Source organism: Pseudomonas sp. PONIH3, assembly GCF_002934345.1.
In the GTDB taxonomy this organism is placed as follows: domain Bacteria; phylum Pseudomonadota; class Gammaproteobacteria; order Pseudomonadales; family Pseudomonadaceae; genus Aquipseudomonas; species Aquipseudomonas soli.
In genome coordinates this window covers 1498438-1518090 of sequence record NZ_CP026386.1, presented here as the reverse complement: position 1 = coordinate 1518090, position 19653 = coordinate 1498438, and the positions used below count along the sequence as shown (strand labels likewise).

Genomic DNA, 19653 nt, shown 5'->3' with positions numbered 1-19653 from the left:
GCACATTCGCTTGCTTGCGAGGGATTTTCCGATGTCGACCGCTTCCAGCCTTGCCCAGGTGCTGCCGGCCACCGCGCCGCGCCCGCTGTATGAATTCGAGGACTCACCGCTGCTGCTGCGCCAGCAACAGCAGGAGTCCAACGCCCGTAGCTATCCGCGGCGCATTCCGCTGGCGCTCAAGCGCGCCCGTGGCCTGTACGTCGAGGACGTCGAGGGCCGCCAGTTCATCGACTGCCTGGCCGGTGCCGGCACGCTGGCCCTGGGCCACAACCATCCGGTGGTGATCGATGCCATCCAGCGCGTGCTGGCCGACGAGCTGCCACTGCATACCCTGGACCTGACCACGCCGGTCAAGGACCAGTTCGTCCAGGACCTGTTCGGCCTGTTGCCCGAGGGCCTGCGCGGTGAAGCCAAGATCCAGTTCTGCGGCCCGACCGGCACCGATGCGGTGGAGGCCGCGCTCAAGCTGGTGCGTACCGTGACCGGGCGCAGCACCGTGCTGGCATTCCAGGGCGCCTACCATGGCATGACCCAGGGCGCCCTGAGCCTGATGGGCAGCCTTGGGCCGAAAAAGCCCCTTGGCGCGCTGCTGAACAATGGCGTGCAGTTCCTGCCTTACCCCTATGACTACCGTTGCCCGTTCGGCCTGGGTGGCGAGGCGGGCGTGCGCGCCAACCTGCACTACCTGGAGAACCTGCTGAACGACCCCGAAGCCGGGGTGGCGCTGCCGGCTGCAGTGATCGTCGAGGTGGTGCAGGGCGAGGGCGGTGTGATCCCTGCCGATATCGAGTGGTTGCGCGGGCTGCGTCGGATCACCGAGCAGGCCGGGGTGGCGCTGATCGTCGACGAGATCCAGAGCGGCTTCGCCCGCACCGGCAAGATGTTCGCCTTCGAGCACGCCGGCATCGTGCCTGACGTGGTTACCCTGTCCAAGGCCATCGGCGGCAGCCTGCCACTGGCGGTGATGGTCTATCGCGACTGGCTTGACCAGTGGTCGCCGGGCGCCCATGCCGGCACTTTCCGTGGTAATCAGATGGCCATGGCGGCGGGCTCTGCGGTGATGAAGTACCTGGTAGAGCATCGCCTGTGCGAGCATGCCGAGGCCATGGGCCAACGCTTGCGTGGGCATCTGCAACGGTTGCAGCAGGACTATCCGCAGCTGGGCGACATTCGTGGCCGTGGCTTGATGCTGGGCGTGGAGCTGGTGGACCCGGCGGGCAAGCGCGACGCGCAGGGGCATCCGCCGGCATGCCGCAGCCTGGCGCCGAAGCTGCAGCGCGAGTGCCTGCGCCGCGGCCTGATCCTCGAGCTGGGCGGCCGCCATGGTGCTGTGGTGCGCTTCCTGCCGCCGTTGATCATCAGTGCCGAGCAGATCGATGAAGTGGCCGCCAGATTTGCCGAAGCCGTAGCGGCGGCGGTCAAGGCCGGTTGATATTCGGGGGCTGTGTTCGGCCCCTTGGTCTATTGCTGGTCAGGGCCCCATCGCCGGCAAGCCTGCGATGGGGCGCAAGGCGCCCCTGCTCATGCTCAGTCGAACACGCGCCCGGCGCGCCAGTAGCCCATCAGCGTCAGGCTTTCTCGCGGCAGTCCGCGCTCCTTGATCAGGTAGCGGCGGATATCCATGACAGTCCCCGACTCCCCGGCGATCCAGGCATGGAAGTCGCCGTGTTCGCCGCAGGCCTGTTCCCACAGGATGCTTTCGTCGATATCCACGTCTTCCAGCTCGACCGTCGACGCGCCACGCAGCGCCGGCAGGCTGGCCAGCTCGCGCACGGCGTGCTGCATGCCTTGGCCGTGCTCGCTGCGCAGCAGGTCGCGTGGCAGCCAGTGCAGGCGGGTGGCCGGGCTCTGGCGCAGGTCGAGACAGTCGGCTTCCAACGGGACTTCGATGAAGGCTTCGACTGCCAGCTCCGGCGCGGTCGTGACCAGCTGTTCGAGGATGCCGGCAATCGCCGGCAGGGCGGTTTCGTCGCCGATCAGCAGAATGCGCCGGGCGCTGCGTGGCGGTTTCCATTCATAGCCGCCGGGGTCGTCGGCATATGCCAGGTTGGGGGCGACCATCTGCAGGCGGTCGCCGACGCGGGCGTGGGTGGCCCAGGCCGATGCCGGGCCATTGACGCCGTGCAGGACAAAGTCCACATCCACCTCCAGCGCCTCGCGGCGCAGGGCGCGGATGGTGTAGGTGCGCATGGGCGGCATGTCTTGCGCCGGCAGTTCGCGCCGCGCCTGCTGCCATTGCGCGTGCTTGGGCAGGTTGGATGGCGCGCCGGCAGGGGTCGGAAACAGCAACTTCACACGCTGGTCGGGGGCCAGGGTGGTCATCAGCGCGACGTCCTCGCCGGTGAAGACGAAGCGCGTCAGTGAGGGGCTCAGGGGTTCGATGGCCTTGAGGTCGAGGTCGAAGAGCCGGTAGGGCGTTGCCTGGGCAGCAGGTGCCAGGCGGGCAAGCGGGGAGGTCATGGGCATGCCTCTGTCAGCGGGAGATACCCATCAGACGAGCGCAATGCGCGGTTAATTAGCCGGTGTGTACCGCGCCTAAATTTCCCTGGCCCACCTACGTTCTAGCTTGGATAGCAGTCGCGGCACGCGAAGACGGATTGAGGCGCAATGACAATTTCCCGACGAGGATTCATCGCCGGCCTGGCTGTGGCGGGCGCCACAGGCACGGCGGCCTATTACGCGCACAAGCAACTGACCCACGACCCCGAGGACGACATCGTCACGCCAGGCGAGGCCAGTGTCGAGCTGGCCGACTACGCAGGCCAGGTGCTGGCGGACCAACTGCGCGGCGTCTGGGATATCCGCTTCGAGGGTGCCGAGCGCGGCCTGGATGGGCTACCCCAGCAAGGTGTCGAGATGTTCCTCGACGTCGCCACCAAGGGGCGCGGCCTGCGCGGTTTCGTCGATACCGGCGAGCGTTTGCGTGGGGCTGGCGAGCCGACCTACCGCGTGCTGGGCGACCTGGTCGGCGCCAGCAGCGCCCAGGTGCGCTGGCGCCTGGTCAATCAGCACGGTGGGCCGGGCTACGAGTGCGTGGCCAGCCTTGACGAAGTCTGGGCCGAGTTCGCCAATGCCGGCAGCGGCACGCTGAGCGGGCGCGTGCAGCGTCTGGATCGGCCGCTGACCCTGCCTGTGCCCGACAGCCGCTTCGTCGCGGTCAAGCGGTTGTTCCCCGAGGCCCGTGAGCGCCTGCCGTATACCCCCGAGATGCTGGCCTGGGTGGTCGGTGCCGAACACCGCTTGTTCCATCAGCTCTGGCATGCCACCCGTGACCAGTGGCACAAGCTGCCGCGGAACAAGCAGGACGCTCTGCGTGGCCTGGGCTGGCAGCCGGGGCCCAGAGACCATGAGCGCGATGCCCGGGGCCCGCGCAAGCACCGCAATGGCTCGGGTATCGATTTCCTGTTCATGCACCGGCACATGCTGATGTATGCACGCACCTTGCAAGACTTGCCCTCCTGGCAGCGCTTCCCGCTGCCGCAGCCGAGCGTCGAGTTCGATCGCGCAGGCTTTGCCCGCTATTTCGACAACCATGACGGCTACTGTGTGCCGCCGACCTGGCAGGCGCCGGGTGACGAGGCCTATGGTCAGTGGGTCGGGGCGATCAAGGCCGGCGAAACCTATTGCAGCAACTTCCAGGTGTGGGAGTCGCAGTACCAGGACCCGTTGTACCTGTCGAAGCTGACCCTGGGCGCCTTCGGTTCGGAACTGGAGATGAACCTGCACGACTGGCTGCACATGTGCTGGGCGTCGGTGCCGCGTGATCCGAACAATGGCGCGCCGGTGCCTTTCGCCCGTGACCAGGCCGACTTTGCCGCGCGCTGGTTCGAGCCCGAAAACGACTTTCTCGGCGACCCGTTCTCGTCCCATGTCAATCCGGTGTTCTGGGGTTTCCATGGCTGGATCGACGACCGCATCGACGACTGGTTCCGTGCCCATGAACGCTACCACCCCGGCCAGGTACGGCGGCTGGAGGTCAATGGCGTGCCCTGGTTCGCCCCAGGTCGCTGGGTCGAAGCCGGCGACCCGTGGCTGGGCCCGGACACCCATGGCTGCAGCACCCAGCCAGGCATGCGCCTGGGTAAGTCGGTGGAGATGGATGTGGAGACCATGAAGCTGGCCCTGCGTATTACGTTCGGTAACGAGGAAAAGCTCGATGGCCTGCTGCGCAAGGTGCCGCAACGCCCTTGGTACGCGCGCCACCTGTCACTGAAGAACATCGTGCCCTGATGCACCCCATGTCCCTGCAAGCGGGGGCAAACCCACGCTTGCAGGGACTCGCGTAACCTACAGCTTGACCGGCGTCTGCCAGCCCCCACCCAATGCCTTGTACAGCGCCACGCTGCCCTGCAGCTGCTCAAGGCGCAGCTGTGCCTGCTGGTCCTGGGCCAGGTACAGCGTGCGCTGGGTTTCGAGCACCGTCAGCAGGGTCTCGGCGCCGGCGGCGTAACGTTGCTGGGCCAGTTCGAAGGCGACGCGTGCCTGCTCCACCTCCTGGTCCTGCCAGCGGCGCTGGCGTTCGACACCGGCGACGGCGTTCAAGGCTTTCTCCACATCCGCGAAACCTGCCAGGATGCTGCCGCGGTACAGCTCCAGCAATTCCTCCTGTTCGGCGCTGGCCTGGTCCCGCGCGGCACTGAGTCGGCCGTTGTTGAAGATCGGCGCGGCGAGGCCGGCCGTCAGGGTGTAGTAGGGGCTGTCGAGGACATTGGGCAGGGTGCGTGCACCGCTGCCCAGGTTCGCGCCGAGTATCAGGCGAGGCAGCATGGCCGCCCGTGCTACCTGGATGTTGGCGCTGGCCGCCGCCAGGCGCGCCTCGGCGGCGGCGATGTCCGGCCGCCGGCCGAGCAGTTCGCTGGGCACGCCGCTGCCGATGCTGGGCCATTGTAAGTTGCTGATCATTTCGCGATTGTCGGGCAGGGCCTGAACCGGGTCGCCCAGCAGGGTGGCGAGGACGATGCGGTTGTCCTGGCGACGCTGTTCGAGCAGCGGCAGCTGGCGTTCCTGGGCCGCCACCAGGCTGCGCTGCTGGGCCAGTTCCAGGCGGGTGGCCGAGCCTGAACGTTCGCGGGCTTCGACCAGGCCCAGCACGTCGCGGGCATTGTCCAGGTTGAGCTGGGCGATGCGCAGTTGCTCGTCGAGTGCCAGGCTTTGCAGGTAGCTGTCGGCCACGGCGCTGACCAGGGTCAGCTCGACGGTCTGGCGATCGAAACGGCTGGCATCCAGGCCGCGCAGCGCGCTGTCGCGGGTGGCGCGCAGGCCGCCCCAGAAATCGATCTCGTAGCTGGCGCTCAGGCGGGTGCCGAACGAGGTGCTGGTGCGCTCGCTGCTGCTGGCGTCGAGCTGCCTGTTGCCTTCACCGCGCAACAGGCGCTGTCGGCTGCCATCCAGGCCGAGCTGTACTTCTGGCAGTAATGGCGCGCCGGCGATCACTGCGATGGCCTGGGCCTTGCGCACCCGCGCCGCGGCCGCCGCCAGGTCGTGGCTGTTCGAGCGCGCGCGCTCGACCAGCCGGTCCAGTTCCAGGCTGGCAAAGGCGCGCCACCACTGGTTGTCCGGCAGCGCCTGGTTGGGGCTGGTCGGCCCTTGCCAGGCCGCTGGGGCGTCGATGTTCGCCGCAGGCGGCGGTGGGGTGCTGCAGGCGGCCAGGCCAAGGCTCAGGGCCAGCAAGCTGATACGGCAGGGGATCGTCATGGGTTATTCGCTGGTAAGGGCCTTGACCGGGTCGAGGCGGGCGGCCTTGCGGGCCGGCATGAAACCGAACACCACGCCGGTGATCACGGCGCAGGCAAAGGCGCCGAGGATGGCGGGCAGGGCGAAGGCCACGGCGATGTCGGCCAGCAACAGGCTGGCGCCGATGGCCAGGGCCAGGACGATGCCGGTCACGCCGCCGACCATCGACAGCATCACCGCCTCGGTGAGGAACTGGCGCAGGATGTCGCGCTGGCGCGCGCCGGTGGCCATGCGGATGCCGATCTCGCGGGTGCGTTCGCGCACGGTCATGAGCATGATGTTCATCACGCCGATGCCACCCACCAGCAGGGAGATCGCGGCAATCGCGCCGAGCATCAGCGACAGGCTGTTCTGCGTGCGGGCCTCGGCCTGGATCAGTGCGGCGTCGTTGGTCAGGACGAAGTCATTCTTGCCCTGGTGGCGCTGCAGCATCAGGCGCTCGATCGCCTGCTCGGTCTCCTTCACCCGGCTGGAGTCCTGGGCGGCGATGGTGACGTATTCCGGGTCGCGGCTGCCGAACAGGCGGATGGAGGCGGCGGAGTAGGGCACCACCACGCGTTCGTCGCTGTCCTCGCTGCCGGAGCTGGCGCCTTTGCCCTGGAGCACGCCGATCACCTGGAACGGCACGTTGCCGATCAGCAGGTACTGCCCGAGCGGATTGCTGCCCGGGCCGAACATCTTGTCACGCACCTTCTGCCCGATCACGGCCACGGCGGCGCCGTTGGCTTCGTCGGCCTCGCTGTAGAAGCTGCCCTCGACCACGGGCCAGTTGAAGATCTCGGGGAACCAGGTGTTGTTGCCGCCAACGTAGAACTGCTCGCCCTTGTTGCCGTGGCGCACCATGAGCTTGTCGCCGATCACCGGCATGACCCGTTTGACCTGGGGCAGTTCGCCGATGGCGTCGACATCGTCGAGGGTGACGATGCCCATCAGTTCCTCGGAGGAGTGCTTGCCGTTGAGATAGAGGATGTTCGAGCCGAATGCGGCCATCTGTGCCATGACCTGGCGCTTGCTGCCTTCGCCGACCGCGAGCATGACTACCACCGAGGCGACCCCGATGATGATGCCGAGCAGGGTCAGCGCGGTGCGGAAGCGGTTGATCCACATTACTCGCCAGGCGGCCTGCAGGGACTCGACCAGTTCGCCTTTCCAGGCGCCGCGCTGGGTGGCGCCGCGGTCCAGGCGCTGGCGCAGGTCGTCGGCCTGCAGCTGCCGAGGAATGTCGGCCGACGGCTGGCTGGGGGAGTCGCTGACCACTTCGCCGTCGCGCACTTCGATGATCCGCTGGGCACGGGCCGCAACTTCACGGTCGTGGGTAATGAGGATGATCACATGGCCCTGGCTGGCCAGCTCGTCTAGCAGGGTCATCACCTCGGCGCCGCTGTGGCTGTCGAGGGCCCCAGTGGGTTCGTCGGCGAGGATGATGTGCCCGCCGTTCATCAGCGCCCGGGCGATCGACACCCGTTGCTGCTGCCCGCCAGACAACTGGTGCGGGCGATTGCCGGTGCGGCTGGCCAGACCCAGGCGCTCGAGCAGGGCACGGGCGCGGGCATGGCGCTCGGCGGGCGGGGTGCCGGCATAGATGGCCGGCATCTCGACGTTCTCCTGGGCCGAGCCCGAAGGGATCAGGTGATAGCCCTGGAACACGAAGCCGAACGCTTCGCGACGCAGCCAGGCCAGCTCGTCGCTGTCCAGTTCGGCGACGTCCCGGCCGGCGAAACGGTAGTTGCCCGAGGTGGGGCGGTCGAGGCAGCCGAGGATGTTCATCAAGGTCGACTTGCCGGAGCCCGAGGCGCCGACGATGGCGACGAACTCGCCGGGGTGGATGCTCAGGCTGATGCCGCGCAACACCTCGACCCTGGGCGAATCGACACCGCCGTAGACCTTGCGGATGTCGCACAGCTCGATCAGGGGCGTGGCCATCTCAACCCCCACTGGCGGCAGGCAGGCCGATGACCAGGCGCTCGCCTTCGTTCAGGCCTTCGAGCACCTGCACCCGCAGGCGGTCGCTCAAACCGGTGCGCACCTGGCGCGCCTCGACCTGACCCTTGCTGTTCAGCACCTGGGCCAGGCGCACGCCGTCGCCGGGAGTGTCGTCCAGTGCGGCCAGGGGCACGCTGAGCACCTGGCTGGCTTGCCCGGCGACGAAGAACACCTGGGTGGTCATCTCCGCCATCAGGGCGCCGTCGGGATTGTCCACGTCCAGCAGCACAGTGTATTGCACCACCTTGCTGCCGGTGGTGCCGGCGGTGGCGCTGGCCGGGCTGCCACCGCCCTGGCTGGTCTGGTCCAGCGGCTTGGGCGGTACCGGCAGGATCTGGCGCACGGTGCTGGTCCAGCGGCGCTTGCCGCCGGCCAGGGTGTTGAAATAGGCGGTCATGCCCGGTTTGACCTTGCCGATGTCGGCTTCGGACACCTGGGCCCAGACGGTCATCGGCGAGAGCTTGGCGATCCGCAGGATCAGCGGGGTCTGCTGCTGGGCATTGAGGGTCTGGCCTTCGCGGGCATCCACCGCCACCACCGTGCCGCTCATGGGGGCGTAGATGCGCGTGTAGCCCAGCTCGGCCTCGTCGCTGCGCAGGCTGGCCTGGGCCTGGCGGATCTGCGCCAGGTACATGTCGATGCGGGCCTGGGTCACCTTCAGTTGCGCCTGCGCCGTCTGCAGGTCTTCCTGGCGGGTGGCGCCGGCGGCGGCCAAGCCTTGCTGGCGCTGGTATTGCTGCTGGGCTAGCTGGTACTGCGCACGCTGTTCGGCCAGCTGGGCCTTGAGGTTGTCGATCGAGTACCGTGCGGCATCGAGCTTGGCCTGTTGCGTGGACGGGTCGATCTCCACCAGTAACTGGCCTTGGCGCACCTCGTCACCGGCCTCCACATGCAGCTTGCGAATCTGCCCCGAGGCTTGGGCGCCGACGTCGACGTAGCGTCGTGGTTGCAGGGTGCCTAGCGCGGTGACGCTGCTTTCGATGTCGGCGCGCAGCACCGGCACGGTGCTGACCGGTGCGCCGCCCAGCGGCAGGACCTGCCAGGCCACCAGGCTGCAAAGGCTGGCCAGGCCCAGGGCGCCGATCAGTACTCGGCGGCGGGTATTGGGTGTGCGTGTCATGCGGGCTTCCAGCCGGAGGTAATGGCCGAGTGCTGCAACACGGCACGCGCTCGGGGATCCCAGTTAAACGAATGTGACTGATGACGATTTAACTCGGGGCTGGGGGCTGCGTGTTGCTGCGAATAATTATAATTTGTAAGATCGCACGCTGATATCATCCAGCCCTGCTGCCGCTGCCTGTCAGCGCTTGAGCGGAGACGACAGGTGCCGTCGTGGAACACTACTATCGCGAGTTGGTGAGTTTTCTGTCCGCCCGGCTTGGCAATCGCCAGGCGGCCGAAGATGTCGCCCATGACGCCTACATCCGAGTGCTGGAGCGCACGGAAGGCGAACGGATCGAACATCCGCGTGCGTTTCTTTACCGCACGGCAATGAACCTGGTGGTCGATCATCATCGGCGGCACCTGGTACGTCAGGCCGAGCCACTCGAGGTACTCGACAGCGACGAGCGCTGGCACAGTCCGGCACCGACGCACAGCATGCAGCTCGACCAGCGCCTGGCGCTGATGCAGCAGGCCTTGGGCGAGCTGAGCGCGCCTTGTCGTGACAGTTTCCTGCTGCGCAAGCTTGAGGGCCTGTCGCACCAGCAGATCGCCGAGCGCCTGGATATTTCCCGTAGCGTGGTGGAAAAGCACATCGTCAACGCGATGAAGCACTGTCGCGTGCGCATGCGCCAGTGGGAGTCCTGAGCGCCTGCAGGCGGATGTGAAAATTCCGTAAGCGGGTGACTTGATTTCTCCCGGGTTCACGACAACTATCAATAAAGACCCCCGTCCAGGCGCTCCGCCTGACGTTGCCGTTGCCGGCGCAGTATGGTCATGGAGCCACCGTCACCATCCAACTGCCCAGGTCCGGACGATGCCTAACAAATCCATGCGCATCCTCATTGCCGACGAGCATCCCGGCCAGCGCCTGCAACTGGAGAGGATGCTCAACGGCCTGGGTTACTACCGGATCGCTCCGGTGGAGACGTTCGAAGACCTGCAGCGCCTGGTGCACAGCGCCCTGGAGCCTTTCAACCTTCTGGTGGGCAACATCGAGTTGGCCAGCCATGCAGGGGTCGACCTGGCGCGCTTCTGCCGGGTCAGTTCGCAGATCCAGCACGCGCTGCTGTATCACTCGCCTCACCTGAAGGTACCGGCGGTGCCGCCGAGTGACCGGCATGCGGTCAGCATCAGCCTGCCACACGCGCCTGACAGCGAGGCGCTGGAGTCCTTCATGGCGATCATCGATTTGCCGGTACTGGTTGGGCAGTTGCCCCTGCCGCCGGGTTTGGCAGGGGTTTCGAACGCCTCGCGGCGGCGCACCAACCTCGCGCAGACGGTGTTCTGCCGCAACTCCTGAAGCGCGGACGGCCACAGGCCCAAGGCTTTTGCTATTCTCTTGGCCTTTTGCCACGTTGCGGAAGCTGCCATGACTGCGCTCGATACCACACGCCCGCCACGGTTCAGCCGTAGCGACCACCGGACCCTGGGGCTGGCCGCGTTGGGTGGCGCTTTGGAAATCTACGATTTCATCATTTTCGTGTTCTTTGCTCTGGTCCTCAGCCAGCTGTTTTTCCCGCCCGAGATGCCGGAATGGCTGCGTCTGCTGCAGAGCTTCGGGATATTCGTCACCGGTTACCTGGCCAGGCCGCTGGGTGGCATCCTGATGGCCCATTTCGCCGATCACCTGGGCCGCAAGCGGGTGTTCAGCTTGAGCATCCTGATGATGGCACTGCCGTGCCTGCTGATCGGCGTGATGCCGACCTACGCCGACATCGGCTACGCCGCGCCGTTGATCCTGCTGGCGCTGCGTATCCTGCAAGGGGCGGCGGTGGGCGGCGAGGTGCCCAGTGCCTGGACCTTCGTTGCCGAGCATGCGCCAGCGGGGCGTCGTGGCTATGCGCTGGGCTTTCTCCAGGCGGGGCTGACCTTCGGCTACCTGCTCGGGGCCCTGACTGCGACCTTGCTGGCGCAAGTGTTCACACCCCAGGAAATTCTCGACTATGCATGGCGCTATCCCTTCCTGTTGGGTGGGGTGTTCGGCGTGATTGGTGTCTGGCTGCGCCGCTGGTTGAGTGAGACGCCCGTGTTCCTGGCGTTGCGCGACCAGCGTGAGCAGCCGCTGTCATTTCCGCTGCGCAGCGTGCTGAGCCGTCACCGTCGGGCATTGATTCCGGCGGCGCTGCTGACCTGCGTGTTGACCTCGGCGGTGGTGGTGCTGGTGGTGATCACCCCGACCGTCATGCAACAGCGCTTTGGCATGAGCGCCGGGCATACGTTCGCGCTGAGCAGCGTGGGCATCGTCTTCCTCAATATTGGCTGTGTGCTGGCTGGGCTGCTGGTGGACCGTATGGGGGCTTGGCGGGCATTGATGATCTATAGCCTGCTGCTGCCGCTGGGGATCGGGGCGCTGTACGCCAGCCTGGTGGGGGAGTGGGGCATGACTTGGCTGGCCTATGCCCTGGCCGGTCTGTGTTGTGGCGTGGTCGGGGTGGTGCCGTCGGTGATGGTCGGGCTGTTCCCGGCCGATATCCGCGTGTCGGGTATCTCCTTCACCTACAACATCGCCTATGCCCTGTGGGCCAGCACCACACCGCTGGCGCTGATCGCGCTGATGCCGTGGAGCCCGTGGGTGTGTGTCGGTTTCTGCCTGTTCATGGGCATGGTCGGGTTGCTGACGGCGCTCTATTTTGGGCGTCGCGAGCTACTGACATTCGATGCCGAGCCAGTGCCGCTCATGTGTGGTGACAATTGAGCCAGTGAGTGCTGAGCTGTAGAGCGCAAGACTAAACGCCGCGCTGGTCAAACTGTTCGACCGACGCCAAGGGCTTTTTAAGGAAGTCGGTACCGCCTGATACGAAAAAGCCCCCGGGCCAAACGGCTTGGGGGCTTTTTGATGCGGGACAGGGCCTACATGTTCGGGTAGGTCGGCCCGCCGGCGCCTTCAGGGGTGACCCAGGTGATGTTCTGGGCCGGGTCCTTGATGTCGCAGGTCTTGCAGTGCACGCAGTTCTGCGCGTTGATCTGGAAGCGCTTGTTGCCGTCTTCCTGGGTGATCACTTCATAAACGCCCGCCGGGCAGTAGCGCTGCGCCGGTTCGTCGTACAGCGGCAGGTTGCTGGCGATCGGGATGCTCGGGTCGGCCAGCTTCAGGTGGCAGGGTTGTTCCTCTTCGTGGTTGGTGCTGGAGAGGAATACCGAGCTGAGCTTGTCGAAGCTGAGCTTGCCGTCGGGTTTCGGATAGTCGATCTTTTGCGAATCCGCCGCGAGCTTGAGGCAGGCGTAATCCGGCTTGGTGTCGTGCAGGGTGAACGGCAGCTTGCCGCCGAACCAGTTCTGGTCGACGTAGTTGAACGCAGCGCCGAGGATCGGGCCGAACTTGTGCATGGCCGGGCCGAAGTTGCGGCTGGCGAACAGCTCTTCATGCAGCCAACTGGCCTTGAACGCGCTGACGTAGCTGTTGAGCTGGTCACCGCCCTCGCTGCCGGCGATCAGTGCGTCGGCCACCGCTTCGGCGGCGAGCATGCCGGACTTCATCGCGGTGTGGCTGCCCTTGATCTTGGCGAAGTTCAGGGTGCCGAGGTCGCAGCCGATCAGCGCGCCGCCGTTGAACACCATCTTCGGCAGCGAGTTGAAGCCGCCCTTGCAGATGGCGCGGGCGCCGTAGCTGATGCGCTTGCCGCCTTCGAGGTACTGGCTGATCACCGGGTGGTGCTTGAGGCGCTGGAATTCGTCGAACGGCGACAGGTACGGGTTGGCGTAGGAAAGGTCGACGATCAGGCCGACCACCACCTGGTTGTTCTCCAGGTGATAGAGGAAAGAACCACCGGTATTGTCCTTGGCCATCACGTCCAGCGGCCAGCCGGCGGTGTGCACCACCAGGCCCTGTTCGTGCTTGGCCGGGTCGATCTCCCAGATTTCCTTGAGGCCGATGCCGTAGTGCTGGACGTCGGACTCGTTGTCCAGGTCGAAGCGCTTGATCAGTTGTTTGCCGATGTGGCCACGGCAGCCTTCGGCGAACAGGGTGTACTTGGCGCGCAGCTCCATGCCCGGGGTGTACAGGCCGTCCTTCGGGTTGCCTTCGCGGTCGACACCGAGGTCACCGGTAATGATGCCGCGGACCACGCCGTTTTCGTCGAACAGCGCTTCCTGGGCGGCGAAGCCCGGGTAGATCTCAACGCCGAGGTTCTCGGCCTGCTGGGCCAGCCAGCGGCACAGGTTGCCCAGCGAGATGATGTAGTTGCCCTGGTTGTGCATGGTCTTGGGCACGAACAGGTCAGGCACTTTTGTCGAGCTGCCGGCATCCTTGAGTACATAGATGTCGTCGCGTTTGACTTCGGTGTTCAGCGGCGCGCCCAGTTCTTTCCAGTCGGGGAACAGTTCGTTCAGGGCACGTGGTTCGAACACCGCGCCGGAGAGGATATGGGCGCCGACTTCGGAGCCTTTCTCGACCACGCAGACGCTGATCTCGCTACCGGCTTCGGCGGCCTTCTGCTTCAGGCGGCAGGCGGCGGACAGGCCCGCCGGGCCAGCGCCGACGATGACCACGTCGAATTCCATGTATTCGCGTTCCACAGGTTCTCTCCTACTCAAGGCTCATCGCGTTGCTTGTCTTTTATGGGTGTTCACGGTCACGTGCGGCGTTCAGGTGCTGTAGCTTCGCAGGTGATGGACTACACCGTTTTGTCTTGGCCGCGCATTATATCTACACCACTTGGCGGGTCCAATACAAACGTTTGTTTGAATTTGTCGGAGGCCCGTAAAATCACAGGTAGGCGGCTGGAGCCTGGCCAATTTGCCGTATTGACCGGATTGGGTGTTACGGTCAAGATACGAGCGCTTTCGCGTTCGCCGTAGGCTGACCGTCGGGCGCAGGTGCACCCCTAAAGACCGGGCGTAGAGCAGGGTTTACGGGCCGAATCAGTCTTTGTAGTGGAGTCTACACGGCACCACAGGAAATGACCCGCAGGTTTTACCCTGCAATGGTCGTAACAGGACTGATCGGTCACTTGAACGTTGCCGGTGTCGACACGTTTTTAGAGGTGCCCTTGTACCCACGCGCATTCGCCGGGCAGCCCCCAGGCGACATTCTTTTCACCGGAGAGTAACGAGGAATCCATGAAGGTTCTTGTAGCTGTCAAACGAGTGGTCGACTACAACGTCAAGGTTCGCGTCAAGGCGGACAACTCCGGCGTCGACCTTGCAAACGTCAAGATGTCCATGAACCCCTTCTGCGAAATCGCTGTGGAAGAAGCCGTACGCCTGAAAGAAAAGGGCGTTGCGAGCGAGATCGTCGTCGTTTCCGTTGGCCCGGCCACAGCCCAGGAGCAACTGCGTACCGCCCTGGCCCTGGGTGCTGACCGCGCCATCCTGGTCGAAACTGCCGACGAACTTAACTCCCTGGCTGTGGCCAAGGCCTTGAAAGCCGTTGTCGACAAAGAGCAGCCACAGCTGGTCATCCTCGGCAAGCAGGCGATCGACAGCGACAACAATCAGACCGGCCAGATGCTGGCGGCGCTGACCGGCTTTGCCCAGGGCACCTTCGCCTCCAAGGTCGAGGTTGCAGGCGACAAGGTCAATGTCACCCGTGAAATCGACGGCGGCCTGCAGACCGTTGCGCTGAACCTGCCCGCCATCGTCACCACCGACCTGCGTCTGAACGAGCCGCGCTACGCGTCGCTGCCGAACATCATGAAGGCCAAGAAGAAGCCGCTGGAGACCGTTACTCCAGACGCGCTGGGCGTTTCCCTCGCCTCCACCAACAAGACCCTCAAGGTCGAAGCACCTGCCGCCCGCAGCGCGGGTATCAAGGTCAAGTCGGTGGCCGAACTGGTCGAGAAGCTGAAGAACGAAGCGAAGGTAATCTAAATGACTATCCTGGTTGTCGCTGAACACGAAAACGGTGCCGTAGCTCCGGCCACCCTGAACACTGTCGCTGCCGCCGCCAAGATCGGTGGTGATATCCACGTACTGGTCGCAGGCCAGAACGTCGGTGGCGTCGCCGAGTCCGCCGCCAAGATCGCAGGCGTCGCCAAGGTGCTGGTCGCGGATAACGCCGCCTACGCCCATGCCCTGCCGGAAAACGTCGCGCCGCTGGTAGTCGAGCTGGCCAAGGGTTACAGCCATGTGTTGGCCCCGGCCACCACCAACGGCAAGAACATCCTGCCACGCGTCGCCGCGCTGCTGGACGTCGACCAGATCTCCGAGATCATCTCGGTGGAATCGGCCGATACCTTCAAGCGCCCGATCTACGCGGGTAACGCCATTGCCACCGTGCAGTCGAGCGCTGCCGTGAAGGTCATCACCGTGCGTACCACCGGCTTTGACGCCGTGGCCGCCGAAGGTGGTTCGGCTGCCGTCGAAGCCGTCGCCGCCGCCCACGACGCTGGCAAGTCGGCCTTCGTCGGCGAAGAGCTGGCCAAGTCCGACCGCCCAGAGCTGACCGCTGCCAAGATCGTCGTCTCCGGCGGCCGTGGCATGGGCAATGGTGACAACTTCAAGCACCTGTACGCCCTGGCCGACAAGCTCGGTGCCGCTGTGGGCGCCTCGCGCGCCGCGGTCGACGCCGGCTTCGTGCCGAACGACATGCAGGTCGGCCAGACCGGCAAGATCGTTGCGCCACAGCTGTACATCGCCGTCGGTATCTCCGGCGCGATCCAGCACCTGGCCGGCATGAAGGACTCCAAGGTGATCGTCGCGATCAACAAGGACGAAGAGGCACCGATCTTCCAGGTGGCCGACTACGGCCTGGTCGCCGACCTGTTCGAAGCGGTTCCAGAGCTGGAAAAGCTGGTCTGATCCGACTGCTTCACTTATAAAGAACCCGGACCGCCCCTGGCGGTCCGGGTTTTTTCATGATTTTTTTCAGGGGCGGGAGAGGGTGCATGGCGTTTCGCTGGAGCAAGGGAGGGCTGGCCTGTGTGCTGGCGTTGCTGTCGACTCAGGCCTTGGCGGTGGGTAAATGCGAGCGCCTGGTGGCCACCGGCAGCCCGGATGCGCCACCGTATTCCTGGCAGGATCCGCAGGACCCCAAGCACCTGATCGGCGCCAACGTCGACCTGCTTCGCCAAGTCGCCGCCGAGCTTGGGGTGAAGGTCGAGGTGCTGCACGCCGGCAAGCGCGAACAGGCGCTGGAGGAAGTGCGCAGCGGGCGCATGGACCTGTTGCTTGACACGCCGATGCAGGTAATCCAGCTGACCAGCCTGGACTATATCCATCCGGCCTTGCAGCTCAATGAATACCTGGTCTGGACCCGTCATGACGCGCCCCTGGTATTTGACGGCCCGGCCGACCTCGCCCGCTACCAGGGCGCCCTGTCGGAGAAGGCCCGCCTGACCCCGGCCTTCGAGGCGTTCGCCAAGGCCCAGCTAAAGCTGGAACCGGCGCAGAACTTGACGCAGGCTTTCCAGAAACTGGTGCTTGGCCAGGTCGACTATGTGCTGGCCGGGCGTTACTCGGGCATGGCCATGGCCCAGAGCCTGGGCGTGGGTAACGACCTCATCGCCCGGGGCTTGCCGGTGGACCGGCCGGGGTTGTACCTGACGGTGTCGCACAACTCGGCCTGCAACGACAGCTGGTTGCGCGGACAACTGGCGAAAAAACTGACAGAATTGCCGATCTCCGGGGCGAGCGAGGCTGTGCTGCAGCGCAATGTCGAGCGTTGGAAGGCGCAGATGCAGGCGTCGCAGGGTGCCCCCAAACAGTAGGAAGCGTGTGTGAGAATCCAACCCTTGATGCTCGCCCTGGCCGTGCTTGGCCTGGCCGGCTGTGCCAATGATCCGGCACCCAATGAACAGCTGCGCTTGTCTGAGCAGGCGCTCGAGCAGGCCAGGGCGGTCGGTGCCACCGAGCAGGTGCCGGAGTTCAAGTTGGCCGAAGACAAACTGGCCCGCGCCAAGAGCAACATGCTCGGTGAAAGCTATCGCGACGCACGCATGCGCGCCGAGCAGGCCGAGCTCGATGCCCGCCTGGCTGAGGCGCGGGTGCTGAACCAGAAAAGCGAGGAGCAGTTGCAGGTGTTGCAATCGCGTATCAAGCGTCTGCGCAAGCAGCTGGAGGTGCAGCCATGAGCCGCTTCAAGCCCATGGCCGCGTTGGCCTTGCTGGCCCTGGTGGGGTTGCAGGGCTGCGCCAGCCAGCGCAGCGAGTCGGCGCTGGACGACGCGAGCGCCGCGTTCCAGAAGGTCAAGGACAATTCCGACGTGCTGCGCAGCGCGCCCCGTGATGTGATCCGGGCCGGCGAGTCGCTGGGGCGCGCGGAGCGCCTGGCCGGTTATGTCGGCACCGGCAGCGATGTACGCCATTACGCCTACCTCAGCCAACGTTACAGCGAGATCGCCAGTGAGCATGCCAAGCTGGCGCTGAATCAGGAGCGACTGACCAAGCTCGACCTGGAGCGCCAGCGCCTGCAGCTGGCCCTGCGCGAGGCCAAGCTGGCGAGCGTGCAGCAGCAAGGCAAGTTCGTCGAGGCGCAGATTGTCGCGCTGGCGTCCGAGCAGACTGACCGCGGCCTGGTGATGACCCTGGGTGACGTGCTGTTCGACACCGGCCAGGCCGACCTCAAGAACTCGGCCAGCCGCACTGTGCTCAAGCTGGTGCAGTTCCTTCAGCTCAATCCGCGTCGAGTGGTGCGGATCGAGGGCTATACCGACAGCACCGGCGCGGCGGAAGAGAACCTGAAGCTGTCCCGTGATCGTGCCCAGTCGGTCGCCGACATGCTGGTTGACCTGGGCGTGGATGAAAAGCGCATCCAGGTCGAGGGCTATGGTGACCAGTACCCGGTGGAAGCCAATGCCTCGGAGCGGGGCAGGGCGCAGAATCGTCGAGTGGAGATCGTCTTCTCCGACGACAAGGGCAAGCTCGCCCCCGCACGCTGAGCCCCGCCTACGAGATCACGGCAAGTCGCATCGGCGCACCGATGCGACAGCCAATCAATGATCAGCTGCCAGACAAGCATTTGTGCTTTTTCGTCTTGCTCTTGCTCTGCTTCTAAGCGCGCAATAGTTCAGGCGCCGCCAATTGCGACTTCAGGAGGCCGAACGCAGGGTTTGCGCAGGGAGGTGACGGGCATGGATGCCCGTCAAGCGCCGATCAGGCCATGGATGGCCCGTCGGCGCGTCCTCCCGGAGCGAGCCCGGAGTGAGGGGACCCCGAAGCGAAGCGTAGGGGCCGGATGAATGGAGCCAGCGGTTTTTGCCTTCTTTTGCCCGCGCAAAAGAAGGTCGCCGTAAAGGCGAAAAGGTGACTGTGCGTCGCCCTCGCCAATGCATGTGTTTACAGCCCTCAAAACCCACACCCTGAAAGCCTGAAAGCCCACCCCATTCAAATCAAGGCATCACCCCAACAGTCCCATTCCCCACCTTCGGCTGCCGATAAAGATCCAGCAACACCTGATCCAGCACCTGCGAAGCCCCCCAAGGCTTGGGATCATTGAGAATGGCCGCCACCGCCCAGGTGTGCCCGTTACTGTCACGGCTGAACCCGGCAATTGCCCGCACGGTATTCAGGGTCCCGGTCTTGATATGCCCTTCGCCCGTCATGGCGGTGCGCTTGAGCCGCTTGCGCATGGTGCCGTCCATGCCCACCAGCGGCATCGAACTGATGAACTCGGCCGCGTACGGGCTCTTCCAGGCCGCCTGCAGCAGCGCGGCCATCTCGCGGGTGCTGACCCGCTCGGCACGGGACAGGCCCGAGCCGTTCTCCATCACCAGGTGCGGCGCGGTGATGCCTTTCTTGGCCATCCACTGACGCACCACACGTTGAGCGGCGCGGGCGTCGTCGCCGTCAGCGTCGGTGCGGAACTGCGCGCCAAGGCTGAGGAACAACTGCTGGGCCATGGTGTTGTTGCTGTATTTGTTGATGTCGCGGATCACTTCCACGAGGTCTGGCGAGAAGGCCCGAGCCAGCAGGCGTGCGCTCTTGGGCACGTTCTCGATGCGGTCGCGGCCCTGGATGTTGCCGCCCAGCTCGTTCCAGATGGCCCGCACCGCACCGGCGGCATAGGTCGGGTGATCCAGCAGCGCCAGGTAGGTCTGCGAGTTGCAGCCATCGGCGAGCTGGCCACTGACCGTGACGCTGACACCATCGGGCTGCACCACCGGGTTGTAGCGCACTTCACCATTGCACTGCTTGCCCGCCACGGCCTTGACCTGGTTGTCGATACGGATGCTGGCGATCGGTGGTTCGACCGACACGTTGACCTTGCCACCGTCGTTACGGGCCACGAAACGCAGAGCCTTCAGGTTGACCAGCAGCGAGTCCGGCTTGACCAGAAACGGTTTGTTGTCGTCGCCGCCGTCATCGTTGAACTGCGGCAGGTTGGGTTGCACGAAGTGGCTGCGATCCAGGATCAGGTCGCCGGTCACGGTACGCACACCGTTGGCGCGCAGGTCGCGCATCAGCAACCAGAGCTTTTCCATGTTCAGCTTGGGGTCGCCACCGCCCTTGAGATACAGGTTGCCATTGAGCACGCCGTTGCTCAGTGTGCCGTCGGTGTAGAACTCGGTTTTCCATTGAAAGGTGGGGCCCAGCAGCTCTAGCGCGGCATAGGTGGTGACCAGCTTCATGGTCGAGGCCGGGTTGACCGAAACGTCGGCGTTGAAAACGGTTGCCGCGCCTGGTCCGTCCAGCGGCAGCATGACCAGCGACAGGGCCGAGTCCTGCAGCTTGTTGGTTTTGAGCGCCTGTTGCACCTTCGGTGACAGGTTGGTGTTTACGGTGGCGGCCTGGACTGACAGCGACAAGGGCAGCAACAGGCCGGCGAACAACAGTGGGCGGAGCGTCTTGATCATAAATGGACAAACCCTGCAGGCGAGGGGAAAAGACAATGGGGCTG

At 65.1% G+C, this 19653-nt stretch carries 16 protein-coding genes; 10 read left to right on the top strand and 6 right to left on the bottom strand.

The window, feature by feature from the left end; translation table 11 throughout:
• Positions 1–31 precede the first annotated feature (31 nt).
• Positions 32–1432 carry an aspartate aminotransferase family protein gene (locus tag C3F42_RS06890; RefSeq protein WP_094010580.1) on the top strand — a complete coding sequence of 467 codons (1401 nt, stop codon included), beginning with the start codon at positions 32–34 and terminating at the stop codon, positions 1430–1432.
• A gap of 95 nt (positions 1433–1527) precedes the next feature.
• On the opposite strand, the gene C3F42_RS06885 is transcribed toward C3F42_RS06890, so the two are convergent.
• The gene (locus C3F42_RS06885) at positions 1528–2460 is read right to left on the bottom strand and encodes a siderophore-interacting protein (protein WP_094010579.1); all 933 of its coding nucleotides are present in this window, start codon (positions 2458–2460) and stop codon (positions 1528–1530) included.
• 147 nt (positions 2461–2607) lie between these two features.
• On the opposite strand from C3F42_RS06885, the gene C3F42_RS06880 reads away from it, so the two are divergent.
• Entirely contained in the window at positions 2608–4230 is a 1623-nt protein-coding gene (locus tag C3F42_RS06880) for a twin-arginine translocation signal domain-containing protein (RefSeq protein ID WP_038705724.1), read from the top strand.
• Positions 4231–4287: 57 nt separating this feature from the next.
• Here C3F42_RS06880 and C3F42_RS06875 read toward each other — a convergent pair whose 3' ends face one another.
• From C3F42_RS06875 to C3F42_RS06865, 3 genes are read right to left on the bottom strand one after another with little or no spacing between them, the layout of a single operon-like run.
• The gene (locus C3F42_RS06875; RefSeq protein ID WP_094010578.1) at positions 4288–5694 is read right to left on the bottom strand and encodes an efflux transporter outer membrane subunit; all 1407 of its coding nucleotides are present in this window, start codon (positions 5692–5694) and stop codon (positions 4288–4290) included.
• Between the two features lie 3 nt (positions 5695–5697).
• Positions 5698–7656: a MacB family efflux pump subunit gene (locus C3F42_RS06870; RefSeq protein ID WP_038705726.1), complete on the bottom strand. Its 1959-nt coding sequence runs from the start codon at positions 7654–7656 to the stop codon at positions 5698–5700.
• Between the two features lies 1 nt (position 7657).
• On the bottom strand, positions 7658–8836 hold the full coding sequence (locus C3F42_RS06865; RefSeq protein ID WP_094010577.1) for an efflux RND transporter periplasmic adaptor subunit: 1179 nt from the start codon (positions 8834–8836) through the stop codon (positions 7658–7660).
• Positions 8837–9048: 212 nt separating this feature from the next.
• Between C3F42_RS06865 and C3F42_RS06860 the strand changes: the two genes are divergently transcribed.
• The 3 genes from C3F42_RS06860 to C3F42_RS06850 all read left to right on the top strand — a co-directional run bounded on the left by C3F42_RS06860 (position 9049) and on the right by C3F42_RS06850 (position 11575).
• Positions 9049–9525 carry a sigma-70 family RNA polymerase sigma factor gene (locus C3F42_RS06860; protein WP_023631448.1) on the top strand — a complete coding sequence of 159 codons (477 nt, stop codon included), beginning with the start codon at positions 9049–9051 and terminating at the stop codon, positions 9523–9525.
• 169 nt (positions 9526–9694) lie between these two features.
• Complete coding sequence (locus tag C3F42_RS06855; RefSeq protein WP_094010576.1) at positions 9695–10180, top strand: histidine kinase; 486 nt, start codon at positions 9695–9697, stop codon at positions 10178–10180.
• A gap of 69 nt (positions 10181–10249) precedes the next feature.
• Complete coding sequence (locus tag C3F42_RS06850; RefSeq protein ID WP_094010575.1) at positions 10250–11575, top strand: MFS transporter; 1326 nt, start codon at positions 10250–10252, stop codon at positions 11573–11575.
• A 155-nt stretch (positions 11576–11730) separates the two neighbouring features.
• Here the strand turns inward: C3F42_RS06850 and C3F42_RS06845 are convergent, their stop codons facing one another.
• Positions 11731–13395 (bottom strand): electron transfer flavoprotein-ubiquinone oxidoreductase, encoded by a 1665-nt coding sequence (locus C3F42_RS06845; RefSeq protein WP_094010574.1) that lies wholly within the window; start codon positions 13393–13395, stop codon positions 11731–11733.
• A gap of 543 nt (positions 13396–13938) precedes the next feature.
• Between C3F42_RS06845 and C3F42_RS06840 the strand changes: the two genes are divergently transcribed.
• From C3F42_RS06840 to C3F42_RS06820, 5 genes are all read left to right on the top strand, one after another.
• Complete coding sequence (locus C3F42_RS06840; protein ID WP_094010573.1) at positions 13939–14688, top strand: electron transfer flavoprotein subunit beta/FixA family protein; 750 nt, start codon at positions 13939–13941, stop codon at positions 14686–14688.
• On the top strand, positions 14689–15618 hold the full coding sequence (locus tag C3F42_RS06835; RefSeq protein WP_038705728.1) for an electron transfer flavoprotein subunit alpha/FixB family protein: 930 nt from the start codon (positions 14689–14691) through the stop codon (positions 15616–15618).
• An 86-nt stretch (positions 15619–15704) separates the two neighbouring features.
• The gene (locus C3F42_RS06830) at positions 15705–16526 is read left to right on the top strand and encodes an ABC transporter substrate-binding protein (RefSeq protein ID WP_104444218.1); all 822 of its coding nucleotides are present in this window, start codon (positions 15705–15707) and stop codon (positions 16524–16526) included.
• 9 nt (positions 16527–16535) lie between these two features.
• Entirely contained in the window at positions 16536–16889 is a 354-nt protein-coding gene (locus tag C3F42_RS06825) for a DUF4398 domain-containing protein (RefSeq protein ID WP_023631441.1), read from the top strand.
• A complete protein-coding gene (locus tag C3F42_RS06820; RefSeq protein ID WP_046856439.1) occupies positions 16886–17695 on the top strand; it encodes an OmpA family protein in 810 nt (269 codons plus the stop codon). The genes C3F42_RS06825 and C3F42_RS06820 overlap by 4 nt, the downstream gene beginning before the upstream one ends.
• A 450-nt stretch (positions 17696–18145) precedes the next feature.
• Here C3F42_RS06820 and dacB read toward each other — a convergent pair whose 3' ends face one another.
• Positions 18146–19609 carry a D-alanyl-D-alanine carboxypeptidase/D-alanyl-D-alanine-endopeptidase gene (dacB, locus tag C3F42_RS06810; RefSeq protein WP_094010570.1) on the bottom strand — a complete coding sequence of 488 codons (1464 nt, stop codon included), beginning with the start codon at positions 19607–19609 and terminating at the stop codon, positions 18146–18148.
• Between the last annotated feature and the right edge of the window lie 44 nt (positions 19610–19653).